At 48.9% G+C, this 12948-nt stretch carries 4 protein-coding genes, 1 tRNA gene and 2 rRNA genes; 1 reads left to right on the plus strand and 6 read right to left on the minus strand.

Features of this window, described 5'->3' with window-relative positions; genetic code table 11:
* Window positions 1-38: 38 nt before the first annotated feature.
* The 3 genes from MHH92_RS26985 to MHH92_RS26995 form a co-directional block, all read right to left on the minus strand.
* Window positions 39-2962, minus strand: a 23S ribosomal RNA gene (locus MHH92_RS26985).
* A 210-nt stretch (window positions 2963-3172) separates the two neighbouring features.
* Window positions 3173-3248, minus strand: a tRNA-Ala gene (locus MHH92_RS26990).
* Window positions 3249-3356: 108 nt separating this feature from the next.
* Window positions 3357-4909: ribosomal RNA gene (locus MHH92_RS26995) — 16S ribosomal RNA — on the minus strand.
* The 16S and 23S rRNA genes sit together here with 1 tRNA gene alongside, the layout of an rRNA operon.
* A 710-nt stretch (window positions 4910-5619) precedes the next feature.
* Between MHH92_RS26995 and MHH92_RS27000 the strand changes: the two genes are divergently transcribed.
* Window positions 5620-6993: a molybdopterin-dependent oxidoreductase gene (locus tag MHH92_RS27000; protein WP_047840608.1), complete on the plus strand. Its 1374-nt coding sequence runs from the start codon at window positions 5620-5622 to the stop codon at window positions 6991-6993.
* Window positions 6994-7121: 128 nt separating this feature from the next.
* On the opposite strand, the gene ligA is transcribed toward MHH92_RS27000, so the two are convergent.
* The 3 genes from ligA to MHH92_RS27015 all read right to left on the minus strand — a co-directional run bounded on the left by ligA (window position 7122) and on the right by MHH92_RS27015 (window position 12906).
* Complete coding sequence (ligA, locus tag MHH92_RS27005; RefSeq protein ID WP_047840609.1) at window positions 7122-9143, minus strand: NAD-dependent DNA ligase LigA; 2022 nt, start codon at window positions 9141-9143, stop codon at window positions 7122-7124.
* 276 nt (window positions 9144-9419) lie between these two features.
* Window positions 9420-11774: a DNA helicase PcrA gene (gene pcrA / locus MHH92_RS27010; protein ID WP_340907168.1), complete on the minus strand. Its 2355-nt coding sequence runs from the start codon at window positions 11772-11774 to the stop codon at window positions 9420-9422.
* Between the two features lie 436 nt (window positions 11775-12210).
* Window positions 12211-12906, minus strand: a complete 696-nt coding sequence (locus tag MHH92_RS27015) for a heptaprenylglyceryl phosphate synthase (protein WP_036612366.1) — start codon at window positions 12904-12906, stop codon at window positions 12211-12213.
* Between the last annotated feature and the right edge of the window lie 42 nt (window positions 12907-12948).

The following is a 12948-nucleotide window of genomic DNA, read 5'->3' on the forward strand; positions in this document are numbered from 1 at the left end:
CTAGATTCGAAACGAAACATGCGAATTATCACTTGCTATTGGATAAGCCCTCGACCGATTAGTACTGGTCAGCTCCATGCATTGCTGCACTTCCACCCCCAGCCTATCTACCTCGTCGTCTTCAAGGGGTCTTACATACTGGGAAATCTCATCTTGAGGGGGCTTCACGCTTAGATGCTTTCAGCGTTTATCCCGTCCGTACATAGCTACCCAGCGGTGCTCCTGGCGGAACAACTGGTACACCAGCGGTACGTCCATCCCGGTCCTCTCGTACTAAGGACAGCTCCTCTCAAATTTCCTACGCCCACGACAGATAGGGACCGAACTGTCTCACGACGTTCTGAACCCAGCTCGCGTACCGCTTTAATGGGCGAACAGCCCAACCCTTGGGACCTACTTCAGCCCCAGGATGCGATGAGCCGACATCGAGGTGCCAAACCTCCCCGTCGATGTGGACTCTTGGGGGAGATAAGCCTGTTATCCCCAGGGTAGCTTTTATCCGTTGAGCGATGGCCCTTCCATGCGGTACCACCGGATCACTAAGCCCGACTTTCGTCCCTGCTCGACTTGTAGGTCTCGCAGTCAAGCTCCCTTATGCCTTTGCACTCTTCGAATGATTTCCAACCATTCTGAGGGAACCTTTGGGCGCCTCCGTTACTCTTTAGGAGGCGACCGCCCCAGTCAAACTGCCCACCTGACACTGTCCCCGCACCGGATTACGGTACCAGGTTAGAACCTAGATACGATCAGGGTGGTATCCCAACGTTGCCTCCACGCAAGCTGGCGCTCACGTTTCAAAGGCTTCCACCTATCCTGTACAGATCGTACCCAAATTCAATATCAAGCTGCAGTAAAGCTCCATGGGGTCTTTCCGTCTTGTCGCGGGTAACCTGCATCTTCACAGGTATTAAAATTTCACCGGATCTCTCGTTGAGACAGCGCCCAAGTCGTTACGCCATTCGTGCGGGTCAGAATTTACCTGACAAGGAATTTCGCTACCTTAGGACCGTTATAGTTACGGCCGCCGTTTACTGGGGCTTCGGTTCACAGCTTCGGATTGCTCCTAACCACTCCCCTTAACCTTCCAGCACCGGGCAGGCGTCAGCCCGTATACTTCGCCTTACGGCTTCGCACAGACCTGTGTTTTTGCTAAACAGTCGCTTGGGCCTTTTCACTGCGCCCCCTCGTGCTATTCACACTACCGGGGCACCCCTTCTCCCGAAGTTACGGGGTCATTTTGCCGAGTTCCTTAACGAGAGTTCTTCCGCGCGCCTTAGAATACTCTTCTCGCCTACCTGTGTCGGTTTGCGGTACGGGCACCATCACCTGGCTAGAGGCTTTTCTTGGCAGTGTGAGATCATGACCTTCGCTACTATAATTTTCGCTCCCCATCACAGCTCAGCCTTACAATGTGCGGATTTGCCTACACATCAGCCTTACTGCTTAGACGGACATCCATCAGTCCGCGTCACTACCCTACTGCGTCCCCCCATTGCTCATAACGGCTTACGGTGGTACAGGAATTTCGACCTGTTGTCCTTCGACTACGCCTTTCGGCCTCGCCTTAGGTCCCGACTTACCCTGAGCGGACGAGCCTTCCTCAGGAACCCTTAGGCTTTCGGCGGATCAGATTCTCACTGATCTTTTCGTTACTCATACCGGCATTCTCACTTGTATAATGTCCAGCGCTCCTTACGGTACACCTTCAACCCTTATACAACGCTCCCCTACCCCTGATGCAAAGCATCAAGCCATAGCTTCGGTGGTGTGTTTAGCCCCGTTACATTTTCGGCGCAGAGTCACTCGACCAGTGAGCTATTACGCACTCTTTCAATGGTGGCTGCTTCTAAGCCAACATCCTGGTTGTCTGTGCAACTCCACATCCTTTCCCACTTAACACACACTTGGGGACCTTAGCTGATGGTCTGGGCTGTTTCCCTTTTGACAATGGATCTTAGCACTCACTGTCTGACTCCCGGAAGTAAGTCTATGGCATTCGGAGTTTGACTGAGCTTGGTAACCCTTGCGGGCCCCGCACCCAATCAGTGCTCTACCTCCACGACTCTAGTTTCCGAGGCTAGCCCTAAAGCTATTTCGGGGAGAACCAGCTATCTCCGAGTTCGATTGGAATTTCTCCGCTACCCCCACCTCATCCCCGCATTTTTCAACATGCGTGGGTTCGGGCCTCCAGTGCGTGTTACCGCACCTTCACCCTGGACAGGGGTAGATCACCCGGTTTCGGGTCTACGTCCACGTACTAAGTCGCCCTATTCAGACTCGCTTTCGCTGCGGCTCCGGCTCTTCACCTTAACCTTGCACGGGAACGTAACTCGCCGGTTCATTCTACAAAAGGCACGCCATCACCCCTAAAACGGGCTCTGACTTTTTGTAAGCACACGGTTTCAGGTTCTATTTCACTCCCCTTCCGGGGTGCTTTTCACCTTTCCCTCACGGTACTGCTTCACTATCGGTCGCTAGGAAGTATTTAGCCTTGGCAGATGGTCCTGCCGGATTCATACGGGGTTTCACGTGCCCCGCACTACTCGGGATCCGTCTCGGAGGGAACAGACTTTCAACTACAGGGCTTTTACCTTCTTTGGCGGGCCTTTCCAGACCTCTTCGCTTAACCGGTTCCTTTGTAACTCCATGTGAGACGTCCCACAACCCCAAAGAGCAAGCTCTTTGGTTTGGGCTTCTCCGCGTTCGCTCGCCGCTACTGACGGAATCACTATTGTTTTCTCTTCCTCAGGGTACTTAGATGTTTCAGTTCCCCTGGTATGCCTCTACATAACCTATGTATTCAGTTATGAGTAACTGGAAATTACCCCAGCTGGGTTTCCCCATTCGGACACCCCCGGATCAAAGCTTGCTTACAGCTCCCCGAGGCAGTTTCGTTGTTCGCCACGTCCTTCATCGGCTCCTAGCGCCTAGGCATCCTCCGTGTGCTCTTAGTAGCTTAACCATTTTGTTCCGGTTTCGGTCGCTCGCTTCCCTTGTTTTGCTTGCGCAAAGCCAAAAGTCGCTCTCACCGGATACCATCACAAAAGCAATTTAACTACCTTTATACACTTGACTTGTTTACACAAGTTCAGCTTAAAGGAATGTTCTAATTCGCGTTTGTTTCGTTTCGATATCTAGTTTTCAAAGAACAAGCCAAATAGATGAAATTGTTTGGTGGAGCCAAGCGGGATCGAACCGCTGACCTCCTGCTTGCAAGGCAGGCGCTCTCCCAGCTGAGCTATGGCCCCTCAAATTCCATCAAAACTGAACAAATGGATAAGTAACTGTGTTGCTGTTGCAGGTTCTAAGAACCTGCATATTTGAATGTTTCCGTTGCAGGAAACGATTCTCCATAGAAAGGAGGTGATCCAGCCGCACCTTCCGATACGGCTACCTTGTTACGACTTCACCCCAATCATCTATCCCACCTTCGGCGGCTGGCTCCTTGCGGTTACCCCACCGACTTCGGGTGTTATAAACTCTCGTGGTGTGACGGGCGGTGTGTACAAGACCCGGGAACGTATTCACCGCGGCATGCTGATCCGCGATTACTAGCAATTCCGACTTCATGCAGGCGAGTTGCAGCCTGCAATCCGAACTGAGACCGGCTTTGTTGGGATTGGCTCCATCTCGCGATTTCGCAGCCCGTTGTACCGGCCATTGTAGTACGTGTGTAGCCCAGGTCATAAGGGGCATGATGATTTGACGTCATCCCCACCTTCCTCCGGTTTGTCACCGGCAGTCTATCTAGAGTGCCCACCCGAAGTGCTGGCAACTAAATATAAGGGTTGCGCTCGTTGCGGGACTTAACCCAACATCTCACGACACGAGCTGACGACAACCATGCACCACCTGTCTCCTCTGTCCCGAAGGAAAGATACATCTCTGCATCGATCAGAGGGATGTCAAGACCTGGTAAGGTTCTTCGCGTTGCTTCGAATTAAACCACATACTCCACTGCTTGTGCGGGTCCCCGTCAATTCCTTTGAGTTTCAGTCTTGCGACCGTACTCCCCAGGCGGAGTGCTTAATGTGTTAACTTCGGCACCAAGGGTATCGAAACCCCTAACACCTAGCACTCATCGTTTACGGCGTGGACTACCAGGGTATCTAATCCTGTTTGCTCCCCACGCTTTCGCGCCTCAGCGTCAGTTACAGCCCAGAGAGTCGCCTTCGCCACTGGTGTTCCTCCACATATCTACGCATTTCACCGCTACACGTGGAATTCCACTCTCCTCTTCTGCACTCAAGTCACCCAGTTTCCAGTGCGATCCGGGGTTGAGCCCCGGGATTAAACACCAGACTTAAATGACCGCCTGCGCGCGCTTTACGCCCAATAATTCCGGACAACGCTTGCCCCCTACGTATTACCGCGGCTGCTGGCACGTAGTTAGCCGGGGCTTTCTTCTCAGGTACCGTCACCTTGAGAGCAGTTACTCTCCCAAGCGTTCTTCCCTGGCAACAGAGCTTTACGATCCGAAAACCTTCATCACTCACGCGGCATTGCTCCGTCAGGCTTTCGCCCATTGCGGAAGATTCCCTACTGCTGCCTCCCGTAGGAGTCTGGGCCGTGTCTCAGTCCCAGTGTGGCCGATCACCCTCTCAGGTCGGCTACGCATCGTCGCCTTGGTGAGCCGTTACCTCACCAACTAGCCAATGCGCCGCAGGCCCATCCCCAAGTGACAGATTGCTCCGTCTTTCCAGTTTCCTTCAGGCGAAGAAAACAATTATTCGGTATTAGCTACCGTTTCCGGTAGTTGTCCCAAACTTGAGGGCAGGTTGCCTACGTGTTACTCACCCGTCCGCCGCTAACCATCAGAGAAGCAAGCTTCTCTTCAAGTCCGCTCGACTTGCATGTATTAGGCATGCCGCCAGCGTTCGTCCTGAGCCAGGATCAAACTCTCCAATAAAGTATTGAAAAGAGCGATAAGCTCATTTTGAATCTGACGATTCATTGTGAATCAAAAGTTACTATCCATTTGTTCAGTTTTCAAGGAACTTGTATGTCCGTTTATGTTGATGTTTGTCAACCGGACAGGAATCTTATCATATCATGTTAACTAACTTACTGTCAACACTTTGTTTTCGTCATCTTTCAAATGATTATGACAATCATTCGTTTGAAGCGACAAGAAATAATATATCACGTAGTGGTTTATTTAGCAAGCATTTTTAATCAACCTTTTGATATCATCATCTTCATCTACGCTGTCTTGTTTCCAACCTGTATTCGACAGATTAGCACATGCTCTGAACAAGTGAAAGGCTACCCTTAAAGTGCATTACAGATAAAAGAAATAACTCATTTCTATAAATACTCCCTTCTATAACCACAAGTAATAATGATCTAGATGAGTTTTAGTTAGAGTACCGATCGGGATAACGATCCCTGCCCTTCTAATGGTTTGAAGAAAGTGATCCAAAAACTCTATAATAAGGTATATAGATATAGGGATAAGGTTAAGCAGTCAAGTGTACTACTTTCATAAGTAGCCTATGAACAATCGTATAACCATCTCGCATTGCACCTTTACACAGATCACGTACTCCATTCACAGCTAGCTATTACATATCAAAGTTCTGAATAAACTCATTACTAACCTATATGGGGTGATCGCACTTGAAGCAATGGTTGAAGAACAGACGCAAAGGTTACGGCAAAAAGTTGGTTTCCATCCATGCTTGGAATGCCTGGATTGTTGTGATCCTTGCTATAACAGGTCTTATGCTGGTAGGCGGCTTTTGGCGCGAGATACTCGGAATTGGACGTGTCTGGTTAAAATGGCTACATATCATCGTTGGGCTAGCTATGCTGGCACCCGTAGTATATTACTTGATTTTGGCCGGAAAGCACTGGAAACAACTTCGAAATAGGCCTTGGCAAAGGGTGAACACCATCTTTGTTCTTGCGCTGCTGGTAGGCTGGCTCATCTCGGGTATTGTATTATGGCAGTTCAAGCTAGCTGGACCTCGATGGTCGAATGCTGCACTTTTGATCCATGACCTGCTGACTTGGGTGGGCTTACCTTATATTATCTATCACTCCATCACTCGGACCAAATGGTTAAAGGATCCTGCACGTCGTGCGGTTAAAACCACTACAACTTCAACACGAACTCAAAATACAGCTGACCCATCTGATTCAATATCGGATGAAAAAGAAACTCCGGCTGCTATATCTTCTTCCCAGTTTGATCGCAGTTCCGAGAGAGATCCCCTCAAATCAGAGGAGCGACCTCAACCGTTGTATACACGACGAGCTTTCATCCGTTCTGCTGTGGGGGTTGGTCTCGCCGTGACTCTTGGTCCTACTTTTATATCCTGGGTAGGACGAAATCTCAAGATCGATAATAGTATTGATAGCATGCTGGAGAACGATCCTAACCGTATGGTTCCTCTGCCACAACCGCTGTCTGCCTCTTCACCTCCCATTGGAGGCGGAGCTGAAGGTCATTTCCGCGTATATACGGTTACGCCTATACCGTCCTTCTCCAATGCTAACTGGTCTTTCCGAATTGATGGACTGGTTGAACGGGCACAGGTTTGGAATTGGGAACAATTCGTGAAGCTGACGCGCACCGTACAGGTTAGTGATTTTCACTGTGTAACGGGCTGGTCTGTATATAAGAATACCTGGGAAGGTATCTCTCTTGCACAGCTTTTGAAACAAGCCGGGGTCAAACCGGAAGCTCACAGTGTGAAATTTTATTCCGGTGATGGTGTGTATACGGATGCCATTACGATGGATCAAGCGCAAATGGAAGATATTATGGTCGCTGTCATGCATGATGGCAAACCTATCCCTGCTGATCTTGGCGGTCCGGTACGGCTCGTCATTCCTCAGATGTATGCCTATAAATCAGTAAAATGGTTGAATCGCATTGAACTCATCGACAGTGAACATATCGGTTACTGGGAAGAGCGAGGATATGACAAGGATGCATGGCTTACAGGCGCATCTCAACGCATTCCTAACAATTTAAGTGGGTCATGATCAGATAAGATAAAATTGGCGAGCGTTCATTCGTTGTAAAAGTAATTCAATAAATAGCAAAAGCCCCCGATCATATATTCGTGTCTTCGGGGGCTTTTTTTATATGAACTCTTTTGTTCATTTATCCTCTAACCCTGTGGGTTCAAAAGACGTACAAGTTCGTCCTCATCCTCAATCGTTGGAATACCGAGATCATGAGCTTTGGTTAGTTTACTACCTGCCTTCTCTCCGGCAATCACCAGATCTGTCTTTTTCGACACACTGCCGGTCACCTTCGCTCCGAGCGCTTCCAGTCTTTGCGTTGCCTCTTCCCGCGTCAATTGGTGCAGCGTTCCGGTCAAGACGACCGTTTTACCACTGAAGAAGGAATCTTCCACAACAGCAACGGCTGGTGCCTCAGGTGCCTGAGCTTTCACGCCCAAGTTGAGCATTTTCTCAATCGCAGCCTGTGTAAACGGATCTGCAAAAAAGTTTACGATGCTCTCAGCCACGATACCACCGACGTCGGGTAGTTCAACCAGTTCTTCCACGGTTGCATTCATAATGGCGTGCAGATCTCGATAATGATCAGCCAGCATGCGCGTTGTCGATTTACCTGTGTTCGGAATACCCAGTGAGTATAAGAAGGAAGCCAAGTCTCTATCTTTACTAAGCTCAAGCGCAGCGATAAGGTTGTTCGCTTTCTTTTCCCCAAATCGCTCCAGCTTCACCAGATCATCAAACTGTAACGTATAAAGGTCAGCAGGCTCACGTACGTTCAATTCATCATACAGCTGAATCGCTGTTTTCTCACTGAATGTCTCAATGTCCATCGCATCACGGGAAGCAAAATGGGAAATACGTGCCACCGTTTGCGGTTTACACGCAAGTCTATTGTTACAGAACAGATGCGCTCCACGTTGCTCCAGTGGGAATCCACATGCAGGGCACTGCTCAGGGAAGACGATCTCCTCGCCATCACTTTCCTCCGTCACTTTACCCAGAATCTCAGGAATGACGTCGTTGGAGCGACGGATAAAGACCCGTGTACCCAGAGCGAACTTCAGATTTTTGCGCTCAATATCGCCGACATTGTTCAGCGTACAGTTCTGTACCGTTACTCCGGCAAGTTCAACCGGTTCTACGCGTGCCAGCGGAGTTACTTTGCCAGTACGGCCCACATTCCATACCACAGCATTAAGAACCGTCGTGGTCTCTTCTGCCTCGAATTTATAGGCCACCGCCCAGCGAGGGAACTTATCGGTATAACCCAGTACCTCGCGAGTGCGCATGTCCGTAATTTTGATAACAGCTCCATCGATCAGATAGTCCAGTTGACCCCGGTTCTCTTGAATCGCAGCCAGTTGTTCCATCACATCATCAAACTCATGGAAATAAGTAATGGATGGATTCACTTTGAAACGATTCTCTCGTAGGAAGTCCATCATCTGCTGATGATTGGCAAACTGAATGTCATCCGAATAACCTACGTTATAAAAATAAGCATTCAGTCGACGCTCAGCCGTCGCCTTTGGATTCAGGTTACGCAGTGCTCCCGCTGCTGCATTCCGTGCATTCTTGAGCGGTTCTGCCGCGGTCTCATTGTATCGATCCAAGACAGACAAGTTCATGATACCTTCACCCTGTACTTCAATCGTGCCGCTTGTGTAAGGAATTTTGAGGGGGACCGATCTGATCGTTCTCACCTGTGCCAAAATACCTTCCCCTACAGTACCGTTACCACGCGTAGAGGCTTGTACCAACTCACCGTTGGTGTAGGTCAGGTTCAGCGTCAATCCGTCAAACTTCAACTCAATGACATAACCTGGTTCCGGTAAAGGCGTATCGGGATTTTTGCTGTTATAGTCATTAATCAGTTTCAGTACACGGGTATTCCAGCTGCGCAGCTGCTCAATATTCTGTGCTTTGTCCAGACTCCATAATGAGGATAAATGGCGATGTGGGGTAAACCCCTTGAGCAGTTCGCCGCCCACACGTTGTGTTGGAGAATCTGGCAGAACCATGCCGCTTTCCTGTTCCAGCGTAACCAGTTCATCGTACAGAAGATCATACTCCTTATCGCTGATCTGTGGCTGATCCATCGTGTAGTACTGATAATTATGCTGGTTCAGCTCGGTAACGAGTTGCTCCATCCGGTGCATCGGGTCCATACAGGGCCATCCCTCCGTTAATTTGATCATATATGTAGAACGAACACTCCTATTGCACTTGGACTGCGATAACAGAAAAACGTTCCATCGTTGATATTACTACATAATTTCAATGAATGAATATCCACACCGACACTCCGATAACAGAACAACTTTCCGATCGCTGTTATCCCCGGATTCATTTTAAAAGGTGGAAATCCGGGGATAAAGGCGAACGCCTTGCTTCTTCAAGTTATTTCTGTTCTCTCTGTTATCGTACAAAAGGAGGTTTCGTTCTTATTCTACTTTCGTAATTGGGGCAAATCCGGCAAGCAAACGTTTTACGCCAACCGGAGCCGGGAAGGCAATCTGCAGTTCGGTATCATTACCTGTCCCTTTGACCGCAACAATGGTGCCTGTCCCCCATTTGCCATGCTGCACTTTATCTCCTGCCTTGAATCCTGCTTCACCATCAGAAGCTACCGGCTTGGAAGCAGATGATGGCGTAGAATATGTTGGGCGGGAGACACTTGTGGTCACACGCGAAGTTGGCGTGGATGAGGTAGCAGATGAACCGCTTTTACTTTGGTGATCAAAGAGCTTGGTGCCGCCACCGAAGTTACTTCCTCCACTAGAGCCTAACCCACGTCCACCATATGAGCCGCCTCCGCTACTTCCACGACGGTAACGATCACGAGCCATGGAGGTGTCTTCCTTCAGCTCATCCGGAATTTCATCCAGGAAGCGGGAAGGCGGGTTCGCTGTTGTACGTCCAAACAAGGTCCGCATCTGGGCACAGGACAGGAACAGTTGCTCTTCCGCACGGGTGATTCCTACATAAGCAAGTCGGCGTTCTTCTTCCAATTCTTCATTGTCCATAAAGGCACGGCTATGCGGGAAGACTCCTTCCTCCATACCTACGATAAAGACAACCGGGAACTCCAGACCTTTGGCGCTGTGCATGGTCATCAGGGTAACAGCGTCGCTCTGATCCTCTTCATCATCGTTCATGCTGTCGATGTCAGCAATCAATGCAAGATCGGTGAGGAACGACACGAGCGTTTTATCTTCATTATTTTTCTCAAATTCCATCGTTACCGACAGGAACTCTTCAATGTTCTCCAGCCGTGCACGGGATTCGAGTGTGTTTTCATTTTGCATCTCAAGACGGTATTGGCTCATCTCAAGAATCTTCTCGGTCAATTCAGTTACAGACAGATACTCTACCATCTGATGCAACGCAGCGATCATGTCATAGAACTCCACCAGCGCATTCCGCGTACGACCAGCAAAACCAAGATCATCTACGACCTGAAGTACACGGAAAATAGAAATTCCACGCTCTCCTGCCGCAGCCGCGAGCTTCGCTACTGTTGTATCACCAATGCTACGTTTTGGTACATTAATGATCCGTGTAAGACTGATATCATCGTCGGGGTTGGATAACAGGCGCAGATACGCCAGAATGTCCTTGATCTCTTTACGATCATAGAACTTGATGCCGCCGACAATCTGATACGGAATATCAGACTTGATCAGAATTTCCTCTATAACCCGGGACTGAGCGTTGGTACGGTACAAAATGGCATGGTTCTGATAGGATTTGCCGTTCTTCACATTTTTACTAATCTCAGAGGTAACAAAATACCCCTCATCATGCTCGGAATCCGCACGGTACACCTTGATCTTCGAACCACCCTCTTTGTCCGTCCACAGTTTCTTCGGTTTACGCCCTGTATTCAGGCCGATCACTTCATTCGCTGCATTCAGGATATTGGAAGTTGAACGATAGTTCTGCTCCAGCAAAATCGTACTTGCTTCAGGGTAATCTTTCTCAAAGTTCAGGATATTGCTGATATCCGCCCCACGCCAGCGATAGATCGACTGGTCACTATCCCCTACAACGCAGATGTGGTGGTGGCTGTCAGCGAGCATGCGGCACAGCATGTACTGTGCACGGTTCGTATCCTGATACTCGTCCACGTGAATGTATTGGAATTTCTTTTGGTAAAAGTCGAGAACTTCCGGCACTTCCTTGAACAGTTGAATAGTCTGCATAATGAGATCGTCGAAATCAAGTGAGTTGTTGGCTCTTAACTTTTTCTGATACATCTTATATATCTTCGCTACAATACCCTCGAAATAATCTCCTGCCTGCTTCTCATATTGCTCCGGACTAATCAGTTCATTCTTCGCCGTGCTCATCATGGATTGAACTGCTTTGGGCTCGAATTTCTTGGTATCGATATTCTGATCTTTCATACAGCTACGAATTACAGATAATTGGTCCGATGAGTCCAAAATACTGAAGTTGGAGGTAAAGCCAATACGTTCAATGTCACGGCGCAAAATACGCACGCACATGGAGTGGAACGTGGATACCCATATGTCGCGGCCCTGAGATCCACCTACGAGTTGGGATACACGGTCTTGCATCTCACGGGCGGCTTTGTTCGTAAATGTAATCGCTAAAATGCCCCACGGGGGCGCTTTCCGTGTTGCAATGAGGTAGGCAATCCGGTGTGTCAGCACCCGCGTCTTGCCGGAGCCGGCTCCGGCCATAATCAGCAGCGGGCCATCCGTCGCCTCGACGGCTTGCCGTTGAGGGGTGTTAAGCCGTGCAACGGCATCATGTATATTTACAGGTTGCATGCATGCATGCTCCTTTCGTTGGTTGGTCGGTATAAATGATCTATCCATTACACTTGGACTTCGATTGCAGCAGCATCTTCCGATCGTCGTTATCCCCAGATTTTTTGATTCCCTTTATTAAAGGGAAAGTCCGGTGATAAATACGAACACTTCGTTTCTTCAGATTGCTTCTGCACTCTCCGTTTCTGTGTAAACATAGTCCCTCTATACGAATTTCTTAGTAAAAAAAGAACAAAATCAGGTAATAGAAGTATGCTTAGGATTTAGCTTTCTTACAGAAAGCTTTTAACGAGCATTTCGTTTCTCCAGCTCACTTCTCTCCTCTTCGTTCTCGTGTAAACGACATTACGCTCATATAACTTCTTTAGTTAGTAAGGGCAAAGTTCTATTTTAACAGATCATAAGGGGAAAATGGGGGAATGGTAAACTAAACCGATTAAATGGTTCCTTTTACAGCCAACACCGTCTCAAGTGCCTTAGTTAAATCGCTGTACACAATGTTACCTACTACGACAGTATCTGCCACCTGGGCAGCTTGCGCGGCTTTCTCCGAATCATCAATTCCGCCGCCGTAGATAAGGTGTGCCCGATCCAATTGTCTGTGTGTCTCACCAACAAGCTCCATATCTCCGAACGTTCCGCTGTACTCCATGTATACAATTGGAAGATTGAGTAGACGCTCCGCAGCCTGGGCATATGCCACCGCAGCTCCTGTCGTCAGATCCGTATCTGCGCCAGTCAACCGAGCTACCGTGGAGTTTGCATTGAGCACAATATAACCCTCGGCAATAAGTAGATCCCACGGGATGAGATAACCATAACGCTCTATCGCTTGCTGGTGGTGCCCAATCATCCATTTGCTGTCCGTTGCGTTCAAGACCATCGGGATCAAATATCCGTCAAACCCGGGAACAACAGCCTCCAGATCGGATACTTCAAGCACACATGGCAACTCATAACGACGCACACGGGACATCAGGTCTACCGTGTTATCATAGGTAATCCCCGAAGATCCGCCAACGATAATTGCATCGGTCCCCGACATACAGACCAGATCGAGTTCTTCGTCCGTAATTTCCCGGTCTGGGTCAAGCTTAAATACATGTCTCCACTGCTTAATCATGTCTATCAACGAACATTCCTCCAGAGGTTCTTCTGCATCCTAGAAAGCTTG

Origin of the sequence: Paenibacillus sp. FSL M7-1414 (genome assembly GCF_038003195.1) — a bacterium.
Taxonomy (GTDB): domain Bacteria; phylum Bacillota; class Bacilli; order Paenibacillales; family Paenibacillaceae; genus Paenibacillus; species Paenibacillus amylolyticus.